The 25,511-nt window shown below is 68.7% G+C and carries 22 protein-coding genes, 2 tRNA genes and 1 pseudogene; 6 read left to right on the top strand and 19 right to left on the bottom strand.

The features are described 5' to 3' along the window. Positions 1 to 7: 7 nt before the first annotated feature. The 12 genes from AWU67_RS05785 to rplU form a co-directional block, all read right to left on the bottom strand. Positions 8 to 1,651: a SulP family inorganic anion transporter gene (locus AWU67_RS05785; protein ID WP_067227136.1), complete on the bottom strand. Its 1,644-nt coding sequence runs from the start codon at positions 1,649 to 1,651 to the stop codon at positions 8 to 10. A gap of 173 nt (positions 1,652 to 1,824) precedes the next feature. Continuing rightward, positions 1,825 to 1,900: transfer RNA gene (locus AWU67_RS05780), tRNA-Ala, on the bottom strand. 121 nt (positions 1,901 to 2,021) lie between these two features. Further along, positions 2,022 to 2,097: transfer RNA gene (locus AWU67_RS05775), tRNA-Ala, on the bottom strand. A gap of 76 nt (positions 2,098 to 2,173) precedes the next feature. Beyond that, on the bottom strand, positions 2,174 to 2,551 hold the full coding sequence (rsfS, locus tag AWU67_RS05770) for a ribosome silencing factor (protein WP_067227135.1): 378 nt from the start codon (positions 2,549 to 2,551) through the stop codon (positions 2,174 to 2,176). A gap of 53 nt (positions 2,552 to 2,604) precedes the next feature. Next, positions 2,605 to 3,573 (bottom strand): hypothetical protein, encoded by a 969-nt coding sequence (locus AWU67_RS05765; RefSeq protein WP_067227134.1) that lies wholly within the window; start codon positions 3,571 to 3,573, stop codon positions 2,605 to 2,607. Then, entirely contained in the window at positions 3,570 to 4,133 is a 564-nt protein-coding gene (gene nadD, locus AWU67_RS05760) for a nicotinate-nucleotide adenylyltransferase (RefSeq protein WP_067227133.1), read from the bottom strand. Before nadD ends, AWU67_RS05765 begins: the two co-directional genes overlap by 4 nt. Before the next feature lie 65 nt (positions 4,134 to 4,198). Further along, positions 4,199 to 4,408: a hypothetical protein gene (locus AWU67_RS05755; RefSeq protein ID WP_067227132.1), complete on the bottom strand. Its 210-nt coding sequence runs from the start codon at positions 4,406 to 4,408 to the stop codon at positions 4,199 to 4,201. Between the two features lie 58 nt (positions 4,409 to 4,466). Beyond that, complete coding sequence (locus AWU67_RS05750) at positions 4,467 to 5,762, bottom strand: glutamate-5-semialdehyde dehydrogenase (protein WP_067227131.1); 1,296 nt, start codon at positions 5,760 to 5,762, stop codon at positions 4,467 to 4,469. Positions 5,763 to 5,772: 10 nt separating this feature from the next. Continuing rightward, positions 5,773 to 6,579, bottom strand: a complete 807-nt coding sequence (gene proB / locus AWU67_RS05745; protein WP_067227130.1) for a glutamate 5-kinase — start codon at positions 6,577 to 6,579, stop codon at positions 5,773 to 5,775. Between the two features lie 3 nt (positions 6,580 to 6,582). After that, positions 6,583 to 8,163: a GTPase ObgE gene (gene obgE / locus AWU67_RS05740; protein WP_067227129.1), complete on the bottom strand. Its 1,581-nt coding sequence runs from the start codon at positions 8,161 to 8,163 to the stop codon at positions 6,583 to 6,585. Between the two features lie 105 nt (positions 8,164 to 8,268). Then, positions 8,269 to 8,526, bottom strand: coding sequence for a 50S ribosomal protein L27 (gene rpmA, locus AWU67_RS05735; protein WP_047410683.1), 258 nt, complete (start codon positions 8,524 to 8,526; stop codon positions 8,269 to 8,271). Between the two features lie 20 nt (positions 8,527 to 8,546). Continuing rightward, positions 8,547 to 8,855 (bottom strand): 50S ribosomal protein L21, encoded by a 309-nt coding sequence (gene rplU, locus AWU67_RS05730; RefSeq protein ID WP_047410686.1) that lies wholly within the window; start codon positions 8,853 to 8,855, stop codon positions 8,547 to 8,549. A 316-nt stretch (positions 8,856 to 9,171) separates the two neighbouring features. On the opposite strand from rplU, the gene AWU67_RS05725 reads away from it, so the two are divergent. Next, the gene (locus tag AWU67_RS05725) at positions 9,172 to 9,444 is read left to right on the top strand and encodes a DUF4031 domain-containing protein (protein ID WP_067227128.1); all 273 of its coding nucleotides are present in this window, start codon (positions 9,172 to 9,174) and stop codon (positions 9,442 to 9,444) included. A gap of 35 nt (positions 9,445 to 9,479) precedes the next feature. Here the strand turns inward: AWU67_RS05725 and AWU67_RS05720 are convergent, their stop codons facing one another. Then, positions 9,480 to 12,032, bottom strand: coding sequence for an Rne/Rng family ribonuclease (locus AWU67_RS05720; protein WP_425339201.1), 2,553 nt, complete (start codon positions 12,030 to 12,032; stop codon positions 9,480 to 9,482). Between the two features lie 389 nt (positions 12,033 to 12,421). Between AWU67_RS05720 and AWU67_RS05715 the strand changes: the two genes are divergently transcribed. Beyond that, positions 12,422 to 13,024, top strand: coding sequence for a vitamin K epoxide reductase family protein (locus AWU67_RS05715; protein WP_067227126.1), 603 nt, complete (start codon positions 12,422 to 12,424; stop codon positions 13,022 to 13,024). A gap of 56 nt (positions 13,025 to 13,080) precedes the next feature. Here AWU67_RS05715 and ndk read toward each other — a convergent pair whose 3' ends face one another. The 6 genes and pseudogenes from ndk to AWU67_RS05685 all read right to left on the bottom strand — a co-directional run bounded on the left by ndk (position 13,081) and on the right by AWU67_RS05685 (position 20,382). Then, complete coding sequence (ndk, locus tag AWU67_RS05710) at positions 13,081 to 13,503, bottom strand: nucleoside-diphosphate kinase (RefSeq protein WP_067227125.1); 423 nt, start codon at positions 13,501 to 13,503, stop codon at positions 13,081 to 13,083. A 61-nt stretch (positions 13,504 to 13,564) separates the two neighbouring features. Further along, positions 13,565 to 13,933: a DUF4233 domain-containing protein gene (locus tag AWU67_RS05705; protein ID WP_160329723.1), complete on the bottom strand. Its 369-nt coding sequence runs from the start codon at positions 13,931 to 13,933 to the stop codon at positions 13,565 to 13,567. Beyond that, positions 13,930 to 15,318: a bifunctional folylpolyglutamate synthase/dihydrofolate synthase gene (locus AWU67_RS05700; RefSeq protein WP_067227124.1), complete on the bottom strand. Its 1,389-nt coding sequence runs from the start codon at positions 15,316 to 15,318 to the stop codon at positions 13,930 to 13,932. Before AWU67_RS05700 ends, AWU67_RS05705 begins: the two co-directional genes overlap by 4 nt. After that, a pseudogene (gene ileS, locus AWU67_RS05695) lies at positions 15,315 to 18,583 on the bottom strand (isoleucine--tRNA ligase). Before ileS ends, AWU67_RS05700 begins: the two are co-directional and overlap by 4 nt. Before the next feature lie 434 nt (positions 18,584 to 19,017). Continuing rightward, positions 19,018 to 20,031, bottom strand: a complete 1,014-nt coding sequence (locus AWU67_RS05690; protein ID WP_067227123.1) for a DUF1648 domain-containing protein — start codon at positions 20,029 to 20,031, stop codon at positions 19,018 to 19,020. Then, the gene (locus AWU67_RS05685; protein WP_067227122.1) at positions 20,032 to 20,382 is read right to left on the bottom strand and encodes a GntR family transcriptional regulator; all 351 of its coding nucleotides are present in this window, start codon (positions 20,380 to 20,382) and stop codon (positions 20,032 to 20,034) included. 124 nt (positions 20,383 to 20,506) lie between these two features. On the opposite strand from AWU67_RS05685, the gene AWU67_RS05680 reads away from it, so the two are divergent. From AWU67_RS05680 to AWU67_RS05665, 4 genes are read left to right on the top strand one after another with little or no spacing between them, the layout of a single operon-like run. Beyond that, positions 20,507 to 22,156, top strand: a complete 1,650-nt coding sequence (locus AWU67_RS05680; RefSeq protein ID WP_067227121.1) for an ABC transporter substrate-binding protein — start codon at positions 20,507 to 20,509, stop codon at positions 22,154 to 22,156. After that, positions 22,134 to 23,117: an ABC transporter permease gene (locus AWU67_RS05675; RefSeq protein ID WP_067227120.1), complete on the top strand. Its 984-nt coding sequence runs from the start codon at positions 22,134 to 22,136 to the stop codon at positions 23,115 to 23,117. The genes AWU67_RS05680 and AWU67_RS05675 overlap by 23 nt, the downstream gene beginning before the upstream one ends. Continuing rightward, positions 23,114 to 23,962 (top strand): ABC transporter permease, encoded by an 849-nt coding sequence (locus AWU67_RS05670; protein ID WP_067227119.1) that lies wholly within the window; start codon positions 23,114 to 23,116, stop codon positions 23,960 to 23,962. Before AWU67_RS05675 ends, AWU67_RS05670 begins: the two co-directional genes overlap by 4 nt. Further along, positions 23,959 to 25,509 (top strand): dipeptide ABC transporter ATP-binding protein, encoded by a 1,551-nt coding sequence (locus tag AWU67_RS05665; protein ID WP_067227118.1) that lies wholly within the window; start codon positions 23,959 to 23,961, stop codon positions 25,507 to 25,509. The genes AWU67_RS05670 and AWU67_RS05665 overlap by 4 nt, the downstream gene beginning before the upstream one ends. The last annotated feature ends 2 nt before the right edge of the window (positions 25,510 to 25,511 follow it).

Raw genomic sequence — 25,511 nt, 5'->3', positions numbered from 1 at the left:
GTGGGACCTACTCAGTATCGGGCACGAGTTCCTCGATGGCGGCGCGGTTCGTCGGGAACACGCGCTCATCGCCGAGCATTCCCAGCTGGCGGAGCCGCTCGCGCGCGTCGGGCCGCACCCGGCTGAAGCCGAGCTCGACGTTGTGGGTGGCGAGCCACACCTTCAGTGCCGCGAACGACTCGGCGCCCGTGACATCGACGTCTGTGACGGCCTCCATGTCGACGATCAGGTACCGGAGGCCGTCGGCCGCGCGCACCGCGTTGTGGACCGACTGGCTGAAGACGTCTGCGTTGGCGAAGAAGAGCGGCGCGGCGAGGCGGATGACGATGATGCCGGGCGCCGTGATGCTGCCGGCCGGCGCACCCATCAGCAGCGACTCTGTCGGGGTGCCCCCGCGTTGGAGCACGTCGATGGCAGGGTTGGCCGCGCGCTTCGCGAGGTTGATCAGTGCCAGCACGAAGGCGACGACGATGCCGGGGATCGACCCGACGAACAAGGTGACGACAAAGCACACCGCGGCGATCGCGAACTCGAACCGGTCGGCCCGCCAGAAGGCCGCGAAGTCGCGGATGCCGAGCAGCGGCAGAATCGCGACCGCGACGATTGCGCCGATGGCCGGGGACGGGATGTCGGCGAGGAGTGCCGTGCCGAAGATCAACAGCAGCAGGGTGCCGACGGCCAGCACGAGCGACGGCAGCTGGGTGCGCGAGCCGACCTGGTCCATCGCGGCGGTGCGCGAGGTGGATGAGCCCATGGCGAAGCTGCCACTTGCCCCGGCTGCGATGTTGCCCAGGCCGAAGGCGAACAGGTCGCGGTTGGGCGATGTCTTGTACCCGTTCCGCTCGGCGTAGGAGCGCGAGACGAGCAGGCCCTCCGCCGTGGTGATGAGCGTCAGCGCGATCGCGGAGGGAATGAGGACGAACCAGCTGGACCACTCGATCACCGGCCAGGTGATCGTCGGCGGGCCCGCCGGCACCTCCCCCAGCACGTCGACTCCCGTGTCGACGAGGTCGGCGGCGACGACGAGCGCCGTGGCGAGAATCAGCACCACGAGGGCCCAGGGCACGGCGCGGGCCAGCCTCTTGCCGATCAGCAGTACGGCAACGGCGACGGCCGCGATCACCACCGACCACAGGTTGGCGGTGCCGAGCCCGCTCACGAGCCCCACGACCTTCTCGGTGAACTCCCCGCCCGAGTCAATCTTCACGCCGAGCATCTTCGCGATCTGGCTGACCAGGATGTCGAGGGCGAGACCGCCGACGAAGCCGACCAGGATCGGCTTGGAGAGGAAGTTCGCGAGGAAGCCGAGCTTGAAGAACGCCATCAGCACGAACAAGATGCCACAGATGATCGCCTGCGCGAGGGCGAGGGAGGCGTAGTCGACGCTCCCGGCCGTCGCGAGCCCGCCGATTGACGACGCGACGAGCGCGGCCGCGGCGGCATCCGGCGACACGACCAGCTGGCGGGAGGAGACGAGCAGGGCGTAGACGACGGTGGGCACGATGAGCGCGTACAGGCCCGCCGTCGGGGGCAGTCCTGCGATCTGCGCGTATCCGATGTTGAGCGGGATCGCGATCGCCAGCAGGGTGACGCCCGCTGTCAACTCCCGCACCAAGTTGCCCCGGTTCAGCCCAGCCAGCGGCCGCTGCATCAGCGGCCCTCTGGGAAGTCGACTCGGGCACGGCAAGTGGCTGGGACTGACATGATCCCTCCCGTCATCGACAGTGCACCCACTGTCTAGCAGATGCAGCCCGAACGGGTCTAGGGCGGGGCCACCTGCGGGAACGAGAAAATCCCCGGGAACCATGGGTTCCCGGGGATTGGTGGTGGATCTGGGGAGACTCGAACTCCCGACCCCCTGCATGCCATGCAGGTGCGCTACCAGCTGCGCCACAGACCCTCACGCTGCCCCGATGATTCGGAAGCAACTTGACTAGATTACTACATTCCGAGCACGCGAATGCGCAGCTTCAACCAGACAACGAGAAAATCCCCGGCAGTCATGGACTGCCGGGGATTGATGGTGGATCTGGGGAGACTCGAACTCCCGACCCCCTGCATGCCATGCAGGTGCGCTACCAGCTGCGCCACAGACCCTCTCGTTGTTTCCGATTCTTCGGAAGCAACTTGTTTAGATTACTACGCGGTTATCGCGAGAACCAAAACGAGAGATTCACTCGCGCGTGTCGCGCTCCGGGAGCTCGATCGGAACGACGGGGCAGTCCTTCCAGAGGCGCTCGAGCTGGTAGTAGCCGCGCTCTTCCTCGTGGAAGACGTGCACGATGAGGTCACCGAAGTCGAGCAGCGCCCAGCGGCCCTCTGCCCGGCCCTCACGGCGCAACGGCTTGGCGCCGTGGCGGATCAGCTCGTCCTCAACCTCGCCGGCGATGGCGACGACGTTGCGCTCCGAGTTGCCGGTGACGAGGAAGAAGATGTCGGTCAGCGGCAGCGGCTGGGTGACGTCGAGCGCGACGAGGTCGGTTCCGCCCTTGGAGTCGGCGGCGCGTGCGGCCACCTGAAGCAGTTCAATGGCGTGGGAAGTTGCAGTCATCTGGAGTGTGTCCTGTATCTGAGAAGCATGGGTGCCGTCCGGTGGGCGCGGCACTAGAAGATCTTGAAGATGTATCCGCCGATGAAGAGGCCGATGACGCCGAGTGCGAGCACGGCGGCCGTGATGGCGAGGATGGTCGGCATGTTGACACCGCCCTGCTTGGGCGGGGTGAGCGTGTCGCGGGTGGAGGTGTGTGTGCTCACGGCCTTGCTGGCGCGCACAGGCAGTGCGCTCGTCGAGGGGGCTGCGTCGTCGACCTGGTCGAGCAGACGGTCCACCTCGGCGGAGTCGAGGCGGTGCGGGTGGGCACCGGTGTCGCCCAGGCTCGGCAAGTCGATGGAGCCCGTGACGAGCATCTCGCCGCTGGCCAGCGGAGCCGGCACATCGCCGCTCTGCTGCGGGATCAGCGGCAGGATCAACGCGTTCGTTGTTGTGGGCACTCCCCCGGCGCCGACGCCGCGCGAGAGCACCTGGTCGAAGCCCTGGTCATCAGCGTCGTCCTCGACGTCGATGTCGAGCGACCAGTGGCCGATGGGCGGCTGAGGCAGCACGGGCGCGGTGTGGCTTGTGTCGGATTCCGGCGCGGCGGAATCCGCCTCGTCGCCGGTGTTCGTCTGGTCTTGGGCTGCGGACTGCGCTGCGGCCTGAGCGGCCAGCAAGATGCGCAGTTCCCTGCGGGTCAGCGTGCGCTCCGGCATCGCTTCGAGAAGGTCGAGCTCGACCGTCTCCTGCTCGGTCTCCTCCGGCAGCGGGGCCGAAACGGCGGGCGGCGCCCAGGCGGCCTCGTTGGCCGCGGCCTCGGCTGCGGCGTCCTTCTCGACGTGAGCGCTGTCTCCGGCGCTCCTGTGGTCGTGTGCACCGCTCTGCCCGGCTGTCGCGTTCGGCTCGCCTGCCACGTCGGGCGCGCTCGCTTCGGCGGGCGCGACGGCCTCGGTGGGGGCGCTCGCCTCCGTTTGGCGCGCGCGTTCGCTGGCGCGCGCTTGACGGCGCGTCAGCGGTTGCTTGTCGGGCAACGCACTCATGCAACACTCCGATACAGGTGATGTTTGGAGATGTATTGGACGACGCCATCCGGCACCAAATACCAGACGGGATCGCCTCGCTCCACGCGGGCTCGACAGTCTGTCGACGAGATCGCCAGAGCCGGAACCTCCAATAAGCTTACGTCGCCCTCCGGCAAACCTGAAATGCTCAGGTCATGCCCCGGGCGACTCACAGCTACAAAGTGGGCCAGCTCCCAGAGCTCTGACACGTCTTTCCAGGTGAGGATCTGGGCGATCGCGTCGGCGCCGGTGATGAAGAACAACTCGGCGTCCGGACGCTCCGCGTGCACGTCGCGCAGGGTGTCGATCGTGTAGGTGGGGCCCTGGCGCTCGATGTCGACGCGGCTGACGGTGAAGCGCGGGTTGGATGCCGTCGCGATCACCGTCATCAGATACCGGTGCTCCCCCGGGCTGACCGCTGCCTTCTGCCACGGAACGCCGGTCGGCACGAAAATGACCTCATCCAGGTCGAACGACTGCGCGACCTCGCTGGCGGCCACGAGGTGCCCGTGGTGAATGGGGTCGAAAGTGCCGCCCATCACACCAATGCGGGGGCGGCGCTTCGAGGCAGTCGTCACAGGCGATTCGCTCAGATCTATATGGCTCAGTGGCTGGAGGTGCCGTGTGCTCCACCGTGGGCGGCGGCGTAAGCGTCACCCTTGGCCTTGTGACGGTTGGCGACATCGCGGAAGCTCCACGTGACGAAGCCGAATGCGGCAAAGACGACGAGTGCGATCGCGCCATACATGATCGGGGGGATCGGCAGCTCAACGGCATGCACAGTTTCGGTGGCCACGGCAGTCAGGAACGACATCACATTCTCCATTCAGGGGTGGCGGGAGGTGCATCCGCCGAAACGAGTCTAGCGGGCGTCAGGCGCGCGACTGTCCGTTGCCGCGCACAATCCACTTGGTGCTGGTGAGTTCCTGCAGCCCCATCGGACCACGAGCGTGCAGTTTCTGCGTCGAGATGCCGACCTCCGCACCGAACCCGAACTCTCCCCCATCGCTGAACCTGGTGGAGGTGTTCACCATCACGGTGGCCGAGTCGACCCGGTTGAGGAAGTACTCGGCGTTGCCCAGATCGTTGGTGATGATCGACTCGGTGTGCTTCGTAGAGTAGCGGCGGATGTGGTCGATCGCCTCGTCGAGGGTGTCCACGATGCGCACCGACAGGTCGAGGCTGAGGTACTCGGTCGACCAGTCCTCCTCCGTCGCCGGCACGGCGTCCGGCAGCAGGGCGATGGCGCGTTCGTCGGCGTGGATGGTGACGCCGGACTTGGTCAGTTTGGCGCCGACGGCCGGCAGAACACGGTCGGCCGCGGCGGCCAGCACGAGCAGCGTCTCGACGGTGTTGCAGACGCTGGGTCGCTGGGTCTTGGCGTTGTGCACGATGTCGACGGACCACTGCACGGGCGCGGTCTCGTCGAGCACAATGTGCACGACGCCGGCGCCGGTCTCGATGACGGGCACCTTGGACTCGGTGACGACCGTGTTGATCAGAGCGGCGCTGCCGCGCGGGATGAGCACGTCGACCTGACCACGGGCCTGCATCAGGGCTCTCGCGCCGGCCCGGCCAAACTCGTCGATGGACTGCACGGAGGCGGCGGGGATGCCGTGCTGGGCGATCGCCTGCTGGATCAGGGAGACCAGGATCTGGTTGGAGTTCAAGGCGGCACTTCCACCGCGCAGCACGGCGGCGTTGCCGCTCTTCAGGGCGAGAGCCGCGATGTCGACGGTGACGTTCGGGCGGGCCTCATAGATGGCTCCGACGACGCCGAACGGCACGCGCAGCTGCGCGATCTGCACACCGTTCGGCAGGGTGCTGCCGCGCACGACGTCGCCGACGGGGTCGGGCAGACCGACGATCTCGAGCACGGCGACGGCCAGCGCCTCGATGCGGGGGGCCGTGAGCGCGAGCCGGTCGAGCAGGGCGTCGGTCAGACCGGAGGCGCGACCGGCGTCGATGTCGCGCTGGTTCGCCTCAATGATCTCCGGCACGTGCGCGCGCAGGGTGTGCGCGACCTCGACGAGAGCCTCGTTCTTCTGCTGCGTGGTCGCCGAGCCGAGTTCGAGCGAGGCGGCTCGGGCGGCATCCAACTTCGCGAAGAAGGGTGCGAGATCGGGTGAATCGGTGCTCAGCGGCAGGGAGTTGGTCGGCTCAGACATGAGCCCTAGCTTAGGACAGCACGGTGGGCGTGTGACGAGGTTTCGGCTCGAACCAGGTGCCGATGTCTGCACCACGGAACGCGTCGTCGACGAGGCCCGTCGCGGTCACGAGCACAGCGGTGCCGGAAGCGGCGGCATGCCGGGCGGCGGACGCCTTGGTCACGGCCCCGCCGGTGCCGACCCCCGCACGGCCGATCGAGCTCAGCTCGACGCCGGCCAACTCGTCGCCGAACGGAACGAACGCGATGCGCTCGGCACCGGGCTCGTGCGGCGGGCGTGTGTAGAGCGCGTCGACGTCGCTGAGCAGGATCAGCAGGTCTGCGCTGATCAGGCTGGCCACGAGCGAGGCCAGCCGGTCGTTGTCGCCGAAGCGGATCTCGTGGGTGGCGACCGTGTCGTTCTCGTTCACGATGGGCAGGATGCGCAGGTCGAGCAGGCGCTCCATGGCCCGTTGTGCGTTGCTGCGCGGGGTGGCGTTCTCGAGGTCGCCGGCCGTCAGAAGCACCTGGCCGGCGACGATGCCGTAGCGGTCGAGGCTGTCCTGGTAGCGGAAGATCAGCAGGTTCTGCCCGACGGATGCCGCGGCCTGCTGAGTGGCAAGGTCGGTCGGCCGCTCGGTGAGGCGCAGGTACGGCAGCCCGGTCGCGATGGCTCCAGAGGAGACGAGCACGATCTCGGCGCCGCGGCCGTGGGCCGCAGCCAGGGCGTCGACGAGTGGCGCAATCTGGCCGGCATTGTCACCACTGATGGACGAGGAGCCCACCTTGACGACGATCCGCTTGGCCGCGGCAATACCGGTCCGATCACGCGCACTCACCAGCTATTCGCCCTTTTCCTCGGTCTCAACCTGTGCGCCGGCCTCAGCCAGCGCGTCACGCTCTGCACGGGTCATGTCGACGCCGCCGTCCTCCTGCCAGATGCCGGCCGCACGCTCGGTGAGGAGCTCGGCACGGGCAGCTGCCTTGGCATCCATACGGGCCAGGTAGTCCTCGCGGCGCTCGTTGCGAGTGGCACGGCCGCCGCCATCCAGACGGGCGTCCGTTCCGCGCGGGGCGGTGATCAGCTCGGCGGTAGAGGTGAGGGTCGGCTCCCAGTCGAAGACGATGGACGTGCCCGGGCCGATGACGACAGTCGAGCCGGCAATGGCGCCGGCCTTGAACAGCGCGTTCTCGACGCCGAGCTTGGCCAGGCGATCGGCGAGGAAGCCGACGGCCTCATCGTTGGCGAAGTCGGTCTGGGCGACCCAGCGCTCCGGCTTGGCACCGATGACGCGGTAGACGTTTCCGAAGCTGCCACCCTCGACCTTGACGACGAAGCCGCCCTCGTCGACGGCCTTGGGCCGGATGACAATGCGCTCCTTGACCGGCTGGGATGCAGCCTCGACACGGCCCTGCTCGACGAGCTCGGCCAGCGCGTAGCTGAGCTGGCGCAGTCCCTCGTGGGTGGCGGAGGAGATCTCGAAGACGCGGTAGCCGCGCTCCTCGAGCTCGGGGCGCACGAACTCGGCGAGCTCACGGCCCTCCGGCACGTCAATCTTGTTCAGCGCGATGAGCTGCGGGCGCTCCAGCAGCGGCTTCTGGCCTTCCGGAACCGGGTAGGCGGCGAGCTCGCCGAGGATGACGTCGAGGTCGCTGAGCGGGTCGCGGCCCGGGTCGAGCGTCGCGGTGTCGATGACGTGCAGCAGAGCGGTGCAGCGCTCGACGTGGCGCAGGAACTCCAGGCCGAGGCCCTTGCCTTCACTGGCGCCCTCGATCAGGCCGGGGACGTCGGCGATGGTGTAGCGGTTGCCGCCGGCCTCGACGACGCCGAGGTTGGGGTGCAAAGTCGTGAAGGGGTAGTCGGCGATCTTGGGCCGCGCGGCGGAGAGCGCCGCGATCAGGCTGGACTTGCCGGCAGAGGGGTAGCCGACGAGGGCGACATCGGCGACGGTCTTCAGCTCGAGGTAGACGTCGCGCTCAATACCGGGGGTGCCGAGCAGCGCGAAGCCGGGGGCCTTGCGCTTGGTCGTGGCCAGCGAGGCGTTGCCCAGGCCGCCGAGGCCACCGGGGGCGACGACGTAGCGGATGCCGGGCTCGCTCATGTCGATGAGCTCGTTGCCCTCCGTGTCCTTGACGACGGTGCCGACGGGCACGGGCAGTTCGAGCTCTTCGCCGTTGGCGCCGGCACGGTGGTCGCCCATTCCGGGGCCACCGTTGTCGGAGCTGCGGTGCGGGCCGCGGTGGTAGTTCAGCAGCGTCGTGACCTGGGGGTCTGCGACGAGCACGATGTCGCCACCGTGTCCGCCGTTACCGCCGTCGGGGCCGGCGAGCGGCTTGAACTTCTCACGGCGAACGGACACACAGCCGTTGCCGCCGTGACCGGCACGCAGGTGCAGCGTGACGTGGTCAACGAATGTGGCCATGGCTGGTCTCCTTGGTGATACTTGTGGCGCGCCGTCATCCGACGCGGCCGAAAAATACGTCAGGGCGAGCCGAAGCTCGCCCTGACGTGAATTACATGTGGATGCCTATTCGGCAGCCACCAGAATGTTGACGACCTTGCGGCCACCCTTGTTGCCGAACTGGACAGCGCCGGCCTCGAGGGCGAACAGCGTGTCGTCGCCACCGCGACCGACGTTGACGCCGGGGTGGAAGTGGGTGCCACGCTGACGGACGATGATCTCGCCCGCGCTGACAACCTGACCACCGAAGCGCTTCACGCCGAGGCGCTGAGCGTTGGAGTCGCGACCGTTACGAGTGGAGCTAGCTCCCTTTTTGTGTGCCATTAGCTTCTCTCCTCAGGCCGTTACTTGATGCCGGTGACCTTGACGCGCGTGAGCTCCTGACGGTGCCCCTGACGCTTCTTGTAACCGGTCTTGTTCTTGTAGTGCTGGATGACGATCTTCGGGCCGCGGAGGTCCTCAAGAACCTCGGCGGTGACAGTGACCTTCTCGAGGGACTTGGCGTCCGAGGTGATCTTGTCTCCGTCAACAAGCAGCACAGCGGCCAGCTCGACGGTGCCGCCCTTAACGGCCTTGATCCGGTCCATCGTCACGATGGTGCCGACCTCGACCTTTTCCTGCCGGCCACCGGCGCGCACAACTGCGTAAACCACTTTACGTACCTCACTCTGGGGGCTACCTAGCCCCAATTCCTAATACTCGGAAGTCACTGGATTGACACGGCCAGACGGCCGGTCTCAATCAGAAAACCTTGGCAAACGTGCGGATGATTCCGACACACACCAACGATCAAGTTTAGCTGATCGGATCGATGCGGTCAAACGGGCTCGTCCGGCACGATCCACAGCCGACTCAGTGAAGCAAGTCGGCTCACGGTGCGTGGACTAGTTTAGCGGGACGAGATGGGTTACCAGTACCACGACGCGCGCAAAACGCCCAAGAAGGCGATGATGCCTAGACTCTGTACTCATGACCGTGCTCATCGACACCGCCATGTGGCCCGCCCACGGCACGGTGTGGGCGCACCTCGTCAGTGACTCCAGCCTGGCCGAGTTGCACGCCTTCGCCGCGGAACAGGGTCTCCCCCGGCGCAGCTTCGATCTGGACCACTATGACGTGCCGCTGGAGCGCTGGCAGACGCTGGTGGATGCCGGCGCCTCGCCGGTCAGCGGGCGGGAGCTCGTCACCCGGCTGAAGGCGAGCGGCCTGCGGGTGAGTGCACGAGAGCGCCGCGGCCTTTAAGGCCGCGACGCTCTCGGGTGTTGCTCAGCTACGGACTACTCGTCCGATGCGCCGGCTCCGGTTCCGGTGATGATCGGAACGACCGGCGTGGTCGACAATGCTGCGGTGGAGACGCGCCGGCTGCGGCTGCGGCCCTGCCCGGGCTGCTTCGGCTCCGGCAGCGCCTCGAGCACGGAGCCGAGGAGCTCCTCCGCCGCCTTGCTGCTCACGGTGCGCGACTGGCGCGGTGCGGCGGCGACGGGGATGTCGAGGATGGCGATCGGCTCGGGCTTCACGGCGACCGGAGTCTCCGCCTGCGGCGCGACAGCAGCGTCCTTCGCGGGCTGCGTAGCGGGCTGCACAGCGGGCTGCGCAGGGGCCTCGACGGAGGCTGCCGCCTCTGCGGGGCGGTCCGCTGCCTGCTGGCCACGGCCGCTGCGGCTCTTCCTGTTGCGTGAACGCGAGCTGCGCGGCTCGCCTGCGCCGTTCTGCTGAATGCCCTGCTGGACCTGCTCGTCGGCCTTCGCAGCCTCGGCGGGGTGGGCCAGGGTGCTCGCGGCGATCTGGGCGAGGGCGTTCTTGGCGTCCTCGGTGATGCCGTGCGTTCCGGACACCTTCTCGGCGGCGACGGGCGCCTGCTGCTGCTGAACCGGGGCACCCTTGGAACGACGACGCTCCTGCTGCGGGGCCTGCTGCGGCGTCTGGCGGTGCTTGACCACGGGGTCGTGGTGCACGATGATTCCGCGGCCGGCGCAGGCCTCGCAGTTCTCGCTGAACGACTCCAGCAGGCCGAGGCCGAGCTTCTTGCGCGTCATCTGCACGAGGCCGAGCGAGGTAACCTCAGCCACCTGGTGCTTGGTGCGGTCACGGCTCAGGCACTCGATCAGGCGGCGCGAGACCAGGTCGCGATTGGACTCGAGGACCATGTCGATGAAGTCGACGACGATGATGCCGCCGATGTCACGCAGGCGCAGCTGGCGGACGATCTCTTCCGCAGCCTCGAGGTTGTTCTTGGTGACGGTCTCTTCGAGGTTGCCGCCGGAGCCGACGAACTTGCCGGTGTTGACGTCGACGACGGTCATGGCCTCAGTGCGGTCGATCACGAGGGATCCACCGGAGGGCAGCCAGACCTTGCGGTCCAGCGCCTTCTCGATCTGCTCCGAGATGCGGAACTCGTCGAAGGCATCCTTCTCGCCCTCGTAGCGCTCGACGCGCTCGAGCAGGTCGGGGGCGACACCGCGCAGGTAGCTCTCGATGACTTCCTGGGCGTCATCGCCGGAGATGATCATCTTCTGGAAGTCCTCGTTGAAGACGTCACGCACGATCTTGATGAGCAGGTCGGGCTCGGAGTGCAGCAGGGCGGGAGCCTGCACGGTCTGCAGCTGCGAGCTGATGCTGGCCCACTGGCTGATCAGACGCTGCACGTCGAGGGTGAGCTGCTCTTCGGTCGCGCCCTCTGCCGCCGTGCGCACGATAACGCCGACGTTGTCGGGCAGGACCTCCTTGAGGATCTTCTTCAGGCGGGCGCGCTCGGTGTCCGGCAGCTTGCGGCTGATGCCGTTCATGGAACCGTTCGGCACGTAGACGAGGTAGCGGCCGGGCAGCGAGACCTGGCTGGTGAGGCGGGCGCCCTTGTGGCCGACCGGGTCTTTGGTGACCTGGACGAGCACCTTGTCGCCGGGCTTCAGCGCCAGCTCAATACGGCGCGGCTGGTTTCCACCGGGGTTCTCCGCCGCGGCGGCATCCCAGTCGACCTCGCCGGAGTAGAGCACGGCGTTGCGGCCGCGGCCGATGTCGATGAAGGCGGCCTCCATGCTGGGGAGCACGTTCTGCACGCGACCGAGGTAGACGTTGCCGATCAGGCTCGCCTCCTGGTTCTTGGCGACGTAGTGCTCGACCAGCACGCTGTCTTCGAGGACACCGATCTGGATCTTGTTGTTCTTGGCGCGCACGACCATGCTGCGGTCAACCGACTCACGGCGGGCGAGGAACTCGGCCTCGGTGATGACGGTGCGGCGGCGGCCGGCGTCGCGGCCGTCGCGGCGGCGCTGCTTCTTGGCCTCGAGGCGGGTGGAGCCCTTGATCCGCTGCGGCTCGGTGATGAGCTCCGGCTCGCGCGGGGTGCGCACCTTCACGACGGTGTTCGCCGGGTCGTCAGAGCCGGAACGGCTCTCTTCGCCTGAACGGCGGCGGGCGCGGCGACGCACCGTGGAGGCGTCGTCGGCGTCGTGGTCGAAGTCACGGGGGAAATCACGGCCGAACTCGCGCTCGGCGCCGGGGCGTGCCGGCAGCGGCGTGATGACGGGGGCGTGGAAGATCAGCGAGGTCGTGCTGAGCTGGGTTGGGATGACGGGTGCAGACGCGGCAGGAGCCTCCTCGACGGGGGCTTCTTCTGCGGCGGCCGGGGCCGCCTCTGGCGCGACGGGCACGTCCTCGACGGGAGCGCCCGGCGCGGCATCCACAGGCGCAGCTTCGCTTGGCGCAGATTCTTTTGGCGCCGCAGCGACCGCGTTCGTGGTCTGCGGCTCTGCGGCCGTCTCCACGGTGTCCTCGACGCGCTTCTTGCGCGCGCCGAAGATGCGTGGGCGCTTCTTGATCGGGTTCTTCATCGAATCCGCTGTCGCGTCGTTGGTGCCTGGCTCATTGTTGGTCTTGTCCACCATTACTGGGGTAACTCCTTGACCGGTGCGGGCTACCGCGCCACCCGCTCCGGGTACTCTCTCGAGCGGGGTTCCGTTGAGCGAACCCCCGCAAATCTAGTTGTGTGCAACCGGCTCGTGGCTCTGATTGCTACTTCTCTCGGTGCGCGGACCGAATCCTCTGTGCGTTACTTCTGTGCAAAAAAACTCTGTGCAATAGCTTCTGTACGAATACATCTGTGGGTGCTGGGCACCCGTTAAGCCTTCTTGTCGCCTGTCCGGGCAGCGCCCGGATGACTGCGTCAATTATCGCACGCAATCGCCATTTCACGCGCGCAACGCGTGGGATAATCCGTTCTATGCCTGAAACTGCATCTTCGCGTTCGTTGACCCTGACCGGCGTACTGACCGTCATTCTGGGCGCGATCGGCTTGCTTGCGGCGTTCGCGCTGACGCTGGAGAAGATCCATCTGCTCGAGGTGCCCGGGTCTGTGCCGAGCTGCGATTTCAGCCTGTTGGTGCAGTGCGGCGCGAATCTGAACTCCGCCCAAGGCTCGATCTTCGGGTTCCCGAACCCGGTGATCGGGCTGATGGCGTGGCCAGTGGTGATCACGATCGGGGTGGCGCTGATCGGCGGCGTGCGGTTCCCGCGGTGGTTCTGGTTGGGCTTCAACGCCGGCGTCGCGCTCGCCCTCTGCTTCGTCATCTGGCTGATCGGCACGAGCATCTTCGCGCTGGCGACCCTGTGCCCGTGGTGCATGGTCACCTGGGCCGTCACCATCCCACTGTTCTGGATTGTCACCCTGGAGAACCTGCGCAGCGGGCGGATTCCGGCCGGCGCGGCCGTGCGCCGCCTCGCCGACAGCGCCTACGGCTGGATCCCGCTGATCACCCTTCTGTGCTACCTGATCGTCGCGGTCATCGCCCAGCTGCGGCTGGACGTGCTCGGCCAATTCTTCTAGGCCGAAACAGAAATGCCGCCCCGCTAGCAGCGGGGCGGCATTCGTCGAGATGACTGTTAGCTGAACCAGAGCTTCAGCTCGCGCTCGGCGGACTCGGGCGAGTCGGAGCCGTGCACGAGGTTCTGCTGCACGCGCTGGCCCCAGTCGCGGCCGAAGTCGCCACGGATGGTTCCGGGTGCAGCCGTGGTGGGGTCGGTGGTGCCGGCCAGCACACGGAATCCCTCGATGACGCGGTTGCCTGCGACGCGGATGGCGACGATGGGGCCGGACTCCATGAACTCGACCAGCGGCTCGTAGAACGGCTTGCCCTCGTGCTCGGCGTAGTGCTCGGCGAGCAGTGAACGCTCGGCCTGGACCAGGCGGATGTCGACGAGGGAATAGCCCTTCGCCTCGATGCGGCGCAGGATCTCGCCGGTCAGATTGCGGGCGACGCCGTCGGGCTTGACCAGGACCAGTGTCTCTTCGATTGCAGTGCTCATGTCTCTATTCTCCTTCAAGAGTGTGGCCGTGAAATGACGGGTGACGGAAGCGTGGGGGCGCTTACTGCTGGTAGGCGGCCTTCTGGCGGTCCAGGCGCGCCCCGGTGATCATGCAGTACGCCCACATGCCGGCGAACAGTGCGCCGATGAAGAACATGGCCGGGTTGAAGAAGCCGCTCAGCACGACGACCGCCTGCACGCCCCAGCCGAGGCTGTATGCCCAGCGGTAACGGAGCAGGCCCATCGTGGCGATCGCGAGCAGGCAGACCACGCCGCCGACCGTGAGCATCACCCAGGGCGGCAGCACGGCACCGGGGCCGAACGCGATGACGAGAGTCGCCAGGAAGATCACGACGAGCTCGAATCCGAGCACGATCGAGGCGAGCGAGCGCTGGACCGAGCTCGCGGGCCGCGTGGAGGGGGCGCTCACGACTGCTTCCAGTTCTCGGCGTCGGCGATGACGAGCGCGTCGGCGACCAGGGTGATCGACCCGGTGACGACGACGGCGCGACGCGGTGCCGCGGCCGCCCACTCCCGTGCGCTCTGCAGCGCCTCAACGGGGTCGTTCGAGACGAACACCGCGTCCTCGGTCGCCACGGCGGAGACGAGCTCGCCGAGCTCGTAGGCGTCAATGGCGCGGTCGGAGCCGGACTGGGTCACGTGGAAGCGGGTGGCGACCGGCGCCAGCGCGTCGATGATGCCGCGGGCGTCCTTGTCGGCGAGCACGCCGAGCACGACCGCGATCTCGTCGAAGTCGAAGTAGGCGCCGAGCGCCGCGACCAGCGAGGCCGCGCCGTGCGGGTTGTGTGCGGCATCCACGATCACGGTCGGCTCGATGCCGACCAGCTGCAGGCGGCCGGGCGAGGTGACTCCCCCGAGGCCCTCGGTGAGGATGTCCTCGGCAATCGCCTGCGTTCCACCGCCCAGGAACGACTCGACTGCCGCGATGGCCAGTGCGGCGTTGTGCGCCTGGTGGCTGCCGTAGAGCGGCAGGAAGTGCTCGCTGTAGGTGCCGGCCAGCCCCCGCACGGTGATCAGCTGGCCGCCGACGGCGACGGTGCTGCTGAGCAGCTCGAAGCCAGGGGCTGCGCCCTGCACTGAGAGACTCGACTCGGTGAGCTCGGCCGCGCGCACCAGCTCGGCCAGTGCCTCCGGTGCCTGCACCGCGGACACGACGGCCGCGGCCGGCTTGATGATGCCGGACTTGGTGCGCGCGATCTCGGCGATGGTGTCGCCGAGCCGGCCGAGGTGGTCGAGGGCGATCGGGGCGAAGACGGCGACCTGGCCGTCGGCGATGTTGGTGGAATCCCACTCCCCGCCCATGCCGACCTCGACGACTGCGACGTCGACGGGCGCGTCGGCGAAGCTGGCGAACGCCAGCACCGTCAGCGCCTCGAAGAACGTCAGCGGCACCTCGCCGGCTGCGAGCAGCTCGGTGTCGACCATCGCAATGTAGGGCGCGATGTCCGCCCAGTTGTGGGCGAGCGCCTCGTTGCTGATCGGCTCGCCGTCGATGACGATGCGCTCGTTGAAGCTGACCAGGTGCGGGCTGGTGAGCAGGCCGGTGCGCAGTCCGTGGGCGCGCAGCAGGCTCTCGATCATCCGGCTCGTGCTGGTCTTGCCGTTGGTGCCGGTGACGTGGATCATCGGGTACGAGCGCTGCGGGTCGCCGAGCAGTTCGACGGCTCGGCGGGTCGGCTCGAGCCGCGGCTGCGGGTTCACCTCTCCGACGCGGCCGAGCAGCTCCTGGTAGACGGCTGCCGCGGCATCCGCGTACTCGTCGTCTGGCGTGTATGCGCCGTTGTCGTCGGTCATGCCTTCACTACTCCAATGTGCACGCTGGCGCCGCCGGCCAGCTGTGCCAGTTCTTCGGTACCGGATGCCGCCGCGACCGACACGGCCGTGGCGAGCGTCTCGGCGGCGATCAGCTCTGCGTGCTGCTGCACGGCGGCGAGGCCGTCTGCAGACACGGTCAGGCTCAGGGTGATGCGGTCGCTGACCTCGAGGCCGGCAGCCTTGCGGGCGTCCTGCACGGCGCGGATCACGTCGCGGGCGAGGCCCTCCGCCTCCAACTCGGCCGTGGTGGTGGTGTCGAGCAGCACGAAGCCGCCGCCGGGCAGCAGGGCCAGCGCCTGGCCCTCCCCGCCGGACGCGGTCTCGAGCACGAGGTCGTACTCCCCGCGACCAGCTCAACGCCGCCGGCCGTGACGACGCCGTTGTTCTCGCTCCAGTCGCCACCTCGAGCGGCCTGGATGACCTGCTGCACGCCCTTGCCGAGGCGCGGGCCGGCCGCACGGGCGTTGACGGTGAGCTTGCTGGTGATGCCGTACCGCGCGGCGCTGTCCTCGGCGAGCTCGACGAACTCGACCGACTTCACGTTGAGCTCATCGCGCACGATCGACTCGAACACGGCCATGTCGGCGGTGCCGGATGCCACGACGGTGAGCTTGGCCAGCGGCAGGCGCACGCGCAGCGCGGCCTGCTTGCGGAGCGACAGGGAGGCGCCGGTGATGGAACGCACCTGGTCCATGGCGGCAACGAGGGCGTCATCCGCGGGGAACGACGAGGCCTCCGGCCAGTCCTCGAGGTGCACGCTGCGGCCGCCGGTGATGCCCTGCCAGACGCTCTCGCTGATCAGCGGCAGCAGCGGGGCCGCGACGCGCGTGAACACCTCGAGCACGGTGGCGAGCGTGTCGAACGCCTCGCTGTTGCTGCCATCTGCGCCGACCCCGGCCCAGAAACGGTCCCGTGAGCGGCGCACGTACCAGTTGGTCAGCACGTCGGCGAAGACGCGCAGCTTGGCCGCGGCCATGGTGCTGTCAAGCGCGTCGAGGTCGGTCGTGACGTCTTCGATGAGCTCGCGCGTCTTGGCGAGCAGGTAGCGGTCGAGCACGTCGGTCGAGTCGGTGCGCAAGCTGGCTTCGTAGCCGCCGTTCGCACTGGCGTTGGCGTACAGGCTGAAGAAGTACCAGGTGCTCCAGAGCGGCAGCATGACCTGGCGCACACCCTCACGGATGCCCTCCTCCGTCACGACCAGGTTGCCGCCGCGCAGCACGGAGCTGGACATGAGGAACCAGCGCATGGCGTCGGAGCCGTCGCGGTCGAAGACCTCGGAGACGTCGGGGTAGTTGCGCAGTGACTTGGACATCTTCTGGCCGTCGCTGCCGAGCACGATGCCGTGGCTGATGACGTTCTTGTACGCCGGGCGGTCGAACAGGGCGGTGGAGAGTACGTGCATGACGTAGAACCATCCGCGGGTCTGGCCGATGTACTCGACGATGAAGTCGGCCGGGTGGTGCTCCCCGAAGAACTCCTGGTTCTCGAACGGGTAGTGCACCTGGGCGAACGGCATCGAGCCGGAGTCGAACCAGACGTCGAGCACATCGGTGATGCGTCGCATGGTGGACGCACCGCTCGGGTCGTCCGGGTTCGGGCGGGTGAGCTCATCGATGTACGGGCGGTGCAGGTCGGGCTCGCCGGCCGCGTTCAGCGGCAGCCTGCCGAAGTCGGCCTTGATCTCCTCCAGCGAGCCGTAGACGTCGACGCGCGGGAACTCGGGGTTGTCGCTCTTCCAGACCGGGATGGGTGAGCCGAAGTAGCGGTTGCGGCTGATCGACCAGTCGCGGGCGTTGCCGATCCACTTGCCGAACTGGCCGTCCTTGACGTTGTCCGGAACCCAGTTGATGTCTTCGTTCAGCTCGACCATGCGGTCGCGGAACTCGGTGACGCGCACGAACCAGCTGGAGACGGCCTTGTAGATCAACGGGTTGCGGCAGCGCCAGCAGTGCGGGTAGCTGTGCTCGTAGCTGGCCTGGCGCAGCAGGCGCCCCTCGGCTTTGAGCAGCTGGGTGAGCGGCTTGTTGGCGTCCATCCACAGCGCTCCGGCGACATCCGTCACCGCGGGCAGGAACTTGCCGCCGTCGTCGAGCGAGAGGATGACGGGGATGCCGGCAGCCTCACAGACCTTCTGGTCCTCCTCGCCGTAGGCGGGGGCCTGGTGCACGATGCCGGTGCCGTCGGAGGTGGTGACGTAGTCGGCCGTGAGGATGCGCCAGGCGTTCTCGGTGCCCCACTCCTCGGCGTCTGCGTAGTAGTCGAACAGGCGGTCGTAGCTGACGCCTTCGAGCTCGCTACCCCGCACGGTGCGCGAGACCGCGGCCAGCGCGTCCTCAGCGCTCTCGTAGCCGAGGTCCTTGGCGTAGCCCCCGACGAGGTCGATGGCCAGCAGGTACTCGCCGCCGAGAACCTCAGCAGCACCGTGTGCGCCCGCGGCCTCCTCACGGAGCACCGTGGCATCCGGGGTGCCGTTCGGGCCGGCCGGCACGACGGCGTACTCGATGTCCGGGCCGACGGCGAGGGCGAAGTTGGTCGGCAGCGTCCAGGGCGTTGTCGTCCAGGCGAGGGCCCGCACGGCGGTCAGCCCGAGCGACTCGGCGCGGGCGCCGGTCAGCGGGAACGTGACGGTGACGGTCTGGTCCTGGCGCATCTTGTAGACGTCGTCGTCCATGCCCAGCTCGTGATTGGAGAGCGGAGTCTCGTCGCGCCAGCAGTAGGGCAGCACGCGGTAGCCCTCGTAGGCGAGGCCCTTGTCGTGCAGGCTCTTGAACGCCCAGATGACGCTCTCCATGTAGGTGGTGTCGAGCGTCTTGTAGTCGTTCTCGAAGTCGACCCAGCGGGCCTGGCGGGTGACGTACTCCTGCCACTCCTTGGTGTAGCGCAGCACCGACTCCTTGGCCGCGCCGTTGAACGCGGCGATGCCCATCTCCTCGATCTGGCTCTTGTCGGTGATGCCGAGCTGGCGCTCAGCCTCGAGCTCGGCGGGCAGGCCGTGGGTGTCCCAGCCGAAGCGGCGGTGCACCTGCTTGCCGCGCATGGTCTGGAACCGCGGGAAGACGTCCTTGGCGTACCCGGTGAGCAGGTGGCCGTAGTGCGGCAGGCCGTTGGCGAAGGGCGGGCCGTCGTAGAAGACCCACTCGTCGTTGCCCTCGCGCTGGTCGATGGAGGCCTGGAAGGTGGCATCCTGCTTCCAGAAGGCGAGCACCTCCTCCTCGATCGCCGGGAAGTTCGGCGACGGCGTCACGCCGAATGCGGCACCGGAGCCGGCGGCTGGGGAAGAGTCGGGGTGTTCGAGTCTTTGGGGTACACGTGTGTCTCCTGGACGGCTACGGATGCTGTTGGCCACTTCCACGAGGACGGCGGGCTTGTCGGCCTGCCGCGGTACCACCTCGCTTGCTCCCCGCTGCCCTCTTCGGCGGGCGGTGAGCCGCTTGTTCCTTGGCGTTGACGGGCCAGCCCCGCTCGGTTCTACCTCAGTCGGATGCCGGGGCATCTGCCTGTTCTCTTCCGAGGACTCCCCGGTGATGGCCGGTTCGCAGTCTGTGCCTCTAAGAATAGCGGGTCGGCGGCCCGGCAGGGAACGGGCGCCTGCAGCCTCCAGTCGCCACCACGAGGACGCACCGGCATCGGTCCCTGTTCCGCAGGTTTCCTTGGTACGGGCCGCCGCCTTGCGCGACGCTACGCGTCGCGCTGGGCGAGAGCGGCCTGCAGCACGGCGACGGCCGTCTCGGCGTCGTCGATCGGCACGACGAGCACCTTGCCGTTGCTGCGGGTGACCTCGAGAGCCGGCCCCGCCTGCATGATGATGCCGGAGCGGCCGCCCACCCAGCGCCAGCCCCACCCGCCGAAGTCGCCGAGCGGGTTGACGCTGACGAGGCGGGCCCCGCTGATGCCGGACAGCGGGATGCGCACGGCGGGCCAGCCGGCCGCCGACACCGCCGAGGCGCCGTGCGTGCCGACGCTCACTCTCCAGCGCAGCGTCGTGAGGGCCAAAGCCAGCACGACGAGAACCACGAGCACGATGAGAACGGCGCCGGCCGCCCCGGACAGTGCCGAGACCACGGCGGTGACGATCAGGATGGCGCCGACGGCGCCGAGGAACAGCAGCACGCCGCGGGACGCCGTCACGGTGCCCGTCCAGAATGCGCGCTCGTTCGGGCCGACGTCGAGCGCCGGCACCTCCACAGCGTACGGAGGCGTGCGATCCGCCCGGGGCAGCACGAACCACGCCGCCACGGCGCAGAGCAGGCCGATGGCTGCGCCGAGCAGCAGCCAGGGGGCGGGGTCCGGCGCGTTCTGCACGTCGCTCAGGCCGCGCTGAACCGCGATGGATCCCGCCATGCCGACGCTCAGCAGAATCGACAGCCAGAGCGAGGTCACCGCGAGCATCTTGTGCGTCGGCGTTGGACGACCGCTCTCGGCGAAGTCGCGGAGCGAGAACAGCAGCGCACCGCTGAAGAGCACCACAACGGCCACCAGGATCGCAATGATCTCCCACGGGCTGCCGACGCCGTCGACGCCCTGTGTTCCCCAGTGGATCGCGACCTGCACCGGCAACTCCGGCAGCCAGCTGATGATCAGCAGCGCGGATGCCAGCGCAATCACGATCGGCAGCACGACGGCCACGAGCACGATGCGCGCCCGGGTGACGGCGGCTTGTTCCCTGTTGGCTTCACGCCTCTGAATAGTCATCTACTTGTAGGCCTCTTTAATCAGGGAGAGCAGCGCGCTCTCGGAAACGTTGCGCAGCTTGGCCTCGTCGACCAGGTCGTGGATCGCGCCGGCCAGCGCGGCGTGCTGCCCCATGCGTCCGGCGACGACGGCACCACGCCCCGGCCTCATGTCGAGCAGGCCCTCCTCGCGCAGAATCTGGTAGGCGCGCAGCACCGTGTGCACGTTGATGTCGAGGGCGGCGGCCAGCTCCCTGGCGGGAAGCAGCCGCTCGCCGACGGTCAGCCGGCCGTCGATCACCGAGGCACGAATGCTCGCCGCCAGCTGCTCGAAGAGCGGGGTGGAGAGCGTCGGATCGATACGAATAAGCACGATCTGATTCTATTGTTCTAGCTGGACTATAACAACTTGAGCGCTTGGGGGTCTTTCCGGTGCCATGATGGTCACGCGCTGGCAGATCGGGCCGCGCGCTCCCCCACGTCAGCAAGGATCCTTGATGTCTGCCCTGCCCTCCCGCCTGCTCGTGCCGCTCGCGGCATCCGCCGTCCTCCTGCTCGCCGCGTGCAGCACCCCAGCCGGCAACACCGCCAGCGGCAACCCGGGTACCCCGGTCAGCGGCGGCACCCTCGTCTACGCCAGCGGCGACGCCGAGCCGGACTGCCTCGACCCGCACGTCGGCGGCAACTACCCGCAGGCCCTCATCGCCGGGCAGTACCTCGAGTCGCTCGTCTCGATCGACGACAAGGGCCAGATCATCCCCTGGCTGGCCAACAGCTGGAGCTCGACGGATGACGGCCTGAGCTGGGACTTCACGCTGCGGGGCGGCGTGCAGTTCAGCGACGGCACACCCCTGACCGCCGCCGACGTGAAGGCCACGGTCGAGCACATCCAGGACCCGGCCACCGGCTCGTCCACCGGCTACCTCGCGCTCGGCAAGGTGGCCAGCGTCGAGGCGGTGAGCGACACGGTCGCCCGCTTCACGCTGAGCGCGCCGGACAGCGCCCTGCTCGAGTCGCTCAGCCAGCCGTGGCTGGCCATCGAGTCCGCAGCCGGCATCGCCCGCGGCATCGACGCCAACTGCCAGTCCCCGATCGGCACCGGCCCGTTCGCGGTCGCCGGCTGGGTGAAGCAGGACCACGTGTCGCTCGTGCGCAACGACTCCTACAGCTCGCCGCCGGCCGACGCCGGCCACAGCGGCCCTGCCTACCTGGAGGCGATCGACTGGCGCTTCCTGCCGGACTCCGCCTCCCGCTACGCGGCGCTGCAGGCCGGCCAGGTGCAGGTGATTGACAACGCCCAGCCCGACACGCTCGCCGCCGCGGCATCCGCCGGCACTTTCACCGACATCGACGCGCCCCGCCCCGGCGCCTCGAACCGGCTCGAGTTGAACTCCGGCAAGGCGCCGTTCAACGACGCCGCGGTGCGTGAGGCGTTCATCCGCGCCGTCGACCTCAACGACGGCATCGACTCCCTCTTCTTCGGCACCGCCGACCGCTCTTACTCGGCCCTCTCCAGCGTCGAGCCCCTCGGCTACTCGGATGAGGCGCTGTTCGGCACCGACCTGAAAAAGGCGAACGCCCTGCTCGACGAGGCCGGCTGGGCGACGAAGGATGCCGACGGCATCCGCACCAAGGACGGCCAGCGCCTCAGCCTCGCCTTCCCCGTCAGCACGAACCAGTCGATCCCGGCCGAGCAGTCCCTGTTCGAGCAGGTGCAGGCGACGGCGGCCGAGGCCGGCTTTGAGGTGAACATCACCCCGCTCGACCTCTCCAGCTGGTACGGCGAGCTGTTCACGAACAACTACGACGTGGTCAGCGCGCCGTACACCAAGGTCGGCCCGGACGTGCTGCGGATCCTCTACCACTCTGACAGCATCACGCCCGCGCCGAGCGGCTACTTCGCCAACCTGGCGCAGCTGAACGATCCCGCCCTCGACACCCTGCTCGAGACGGCGGCGAGCAGCCTGAACGCCGACGAGCGGCAGACCCTCTACACCGAGGCGCAGCAGCGGATCCTCGGCAGCTTCACCGTGTTGCCGCTCTACGACCAGCAGAACCACTTCCTGCTCTCGCCCACCCTGCACGGCGCGCGCGCCATCAACACCGTGTCGACCCCGACGTTCTATGACGCCTGGCTCAGCAAGTAACACGGGGCGCCGGAGCATCGCCGCCGTCGCAGCTCGCTGCGCCGGCGGCGTCTTCGTGCGCGGCGTCGTCGTGATCTGGGCGGTCGCCACGCTCACCTTCTTCGCGCTCCGGCTGATCCCGGGCGACCCGGCGCTGGCGGTGCTCGGTGGGCCCGGCTCGCAGGCGTCGCCGGAGGCGCTGGAGCAGGTGCGACAGCAGTACGGCCTGGACCAGCCGCTGCCCGTGCAGTACGCGGCGATGATCGGCCGGCTGCTCTCCGGCGACCTCGGCCAGTCCTACGCGCTCAAGGTTCCCGTCGCCGACTTGCTCGGCGCGCAGCTGCCCGGCACCGTGCTGCTGGCGGCCGCCGCCCTGGTGCTGGCGTGGCTGTTCGCGCTGGCGCTCGCACTCTGGTCGACCGGAGCGGGCCGCGTCGCGGCATCCGTCGCGAACGGCATCGAGCTGACCAGCGCCGCCCTGCCGCACTTCTGGCTGGCGACCGTGCTGATCGCGCTGTTCAGCACCACGCTGGGCTGGTTCCCGCCGGTGTCCACCGGCGAGCTGGGCGGCCTCGTACTGCCCGTGCTCACGCTGGCGATCCCGCTCGCCGGCTTCCTGGCCGCCGTGCTGCGGGACGGCATGCTCGACGCGCTCGCGCAGCCGTTCGTGCTCTCGGCCAGGGCGCGCGGCGAGGGAACGCTGGGCATCAGCCTGCGCCACACCATCCGGCACGCCGCCATCCCCGCCGTCGCGCTCTCCGGCTGGGCGCTCGGCACCCTTCTCTCCGGCGCCGTCGTCGTCGAGACGATCTTCGCCCGGCCCGGCCTCGGCCGCACCCTGCTGCAGGCCGTCACCGCCCGCGATGTGCCCGTCGTCACCGGCGTCGTGCTGGTCGTTGCCGTCATCTACGTGCTGATGACGCTGCTGAGCGATACGGCATCCGCCCTCGTCGACCCCCGCAGGCAGGGGCAGGCCGCATGAGCGCGCTCGAACTGCGCGCCGCACCCGGCCGCATTCGGCCGCGCCCGGCGACCCTGCTGGCGGCGGCCTTCGCCTTCTATCTGCTGTTGGCCTGCGTGGTTCCGGATGCCGTCGCACCCCTGGACCCGAACCAGATCGCCCCGCGCGAGGCGTTCTCCCCGCCGTCGCCGATGCACTGGTTCGGCACCGACGAGTCGGGGCGAGACGTCTACAGCCGGGTCGTCTTCGGCACCGCCAACTCGCTGCTGATCGGCCTGGCCGCTACCGCCATCGGGCTCCTGCTCGGCCTCGCCCTCGCCGTGCTCGCCGCGTTCGGCGGCCGCGCCCTCGATTTCACCGTGAACCGCACCGTCGAGGTGTTGTTCGCGTTCCCCGGACTGCTCCTCGCGCTGCTCGTGATCACGATCGCCGGCCCCGGACCGGTCACCGCGACGCTGGCCGTCGGACTCTCGACCGCACCGGGTTACGCCCGGATCATCCGCGGCCAGCTCGGCGCGATCCGCGCCTCCGGCTACGTCGAGGCCGCCCGGGTGCTCGGCCACCGGCCACAGCGGATCCTCGGCCGGCACATCCTGCCGAACGCGCTCGCGCCGTTGCTGGTGCTGGCGACGCTCGGCATCGGACAGGCGATCGTCTGGGCGTCGGCGCTGAGCTTCCTCGGCCTGGGCGCGCTGCCGCCTACCGCCGAGTGGGGAGCGATGCTCGCAGCCGGACGGCCCTACATCGGCACGGCGTGGTGGCTGACCGTGTTCCCGGGCCTGATGATCGTGCTGACCACCGTGGCCAGCACGGTGCTCGGCCGGGCGTTGACCCGCGTGCAGAGAAGAGAAGGAACAACACAGTGAATGAGCTTCTCGATATTGCGGGCCTCTCCGTGCGGTTCGGCGCGGAGACGGTGGTGCACGGGGTCGACCTGGTGCTGCGCCCGGGCGAGTGCGTGGCCATCGTCGGCGAGTCCGGATCGGGCAAGTCCGTCACCGCACGGGCCCTGCTCGGACTGGCCGGCGCCCGGGCAGAGGTGAACGCCGAGCGCCTCGTCGTGGCCGGGCGAGAGCGCCGCTCGGCCACGGAACGCGAGTGGCGCGGCATCCGCGGCAAAGAGGTCGGCCTGGTGTTGCAGGACGCCCTGGTGTCGCTGGACCCACTGCGCCCCATCGGGCGGGAGATCGGCGACTCCATCCGGCTGCACGAGCGGGTCGGCGCCGCCGCGGTTCAGACCCGGGTGCGCGCCCTGCTGGAGCGGGTTGCCATGCCGGATCCGGATGCCGCCATGCGCCGCCGTTCCGGCGAGCTGAGCGGTGGCCTACGGCAGCGCGCACTCATCGCCGCCGCCCTCGCACTGAACCCGCCCGTCGTCATTGCCGACGAACCGACCACCGCGCTGGACGTCAGCGTGCAGGCGCGCATTCTCGAGTTGTTGGCCGAGATCAAGGAGCAGGGCACCGCGATCCTGCTGATCAGCCACGACCTCGCCGTCGTCGGCCAGCTCGCCGACCGCATCCTCGTGATGCGCGCGGGCCGGGTCATCGAGCAGGGCAGCACGGCCGAGGTGCTCGGTACGCCCCGCGAGGGCTACACGAAACGCCTGATCGCCTCGGTGCCCGGCCGCACGCAGCGTCTCCTCGCCGCCGAGGCGCCAGTGCTGCCAGAGCGCCCGGCACTGCTGGAGGCCGTCGGTCTTTCCCGCGCGTTCACCTCCGCCGGCGGGCCGGTGCAGGCCCTCGACGGGGTCTCGCTGACGCTGCGAGCCGGCGAGACGCTCGGCCTCGTCGGCGAGTCCGGCTCCGGCAAGAGCACGCTGGCCCGCATCCTGCTCGGGTTGGAGACCCCGGATGCCGGCACGGTGCGCCTCGACGGCGAGCCCTGGGCGCCGTTGCCGGAGCGGGGCCGCCGGGCACGCCGGCACCGGATCGGCGCCATCTACCAGGACAGCCTCGGCTCCTTCGACCCCCGCTGGAGCGTCGGGCGCGTTCTCGCCGACGCCAGCCGCGGCACCAGTGTCGAGGAGCTGCTGGATCTGGTCGACCTCGCGCCGGAGCTGGCCGGCCGGCATCCGCTCACACTCTCCGGCGGGCAGCGCCAACGCGTCTCGATCGCCCGGGCGTTGGCGGCGGAGCCAGAGATCCTGATCTGCGACGAGCCCGTGTCTGCCCTCGACGTCACCGTGCAGGCGCAGATCCTCGAGCTGCTCGCCGACCTGCGGCGCGAGAAGGGCCTCAGCATGGTGTTCATCTCACACGATCTGGGCGTCATCCGGCAGCTCAGCGACCGGGTCGCCGTCATGAAGGACGGGCGCATCGTCGAGAGCGGTGCGACGGAGGATGTCTTCGCCGCACCGGCCCACCCGTTCACCCGGGAGCTGCTCGAGGCACTCCCCCGGCTGGTCGGGTAGCG

The sequence above is a fragment of the Microterricola viridarii genome (assembly GCF_001542775.1).
Classification (GTDB): Bacteria; Actinomycetota; Actinomycetes; order Actinomycetales; family Microbacteriaceae; genus Microterricola; species Microterricola viridarii_A.
The sequence above is the reverse complement of the archived record's forward strand: the minus strand, read 5'-3'. Positions and strand labels throughout refer to the sequence as shown.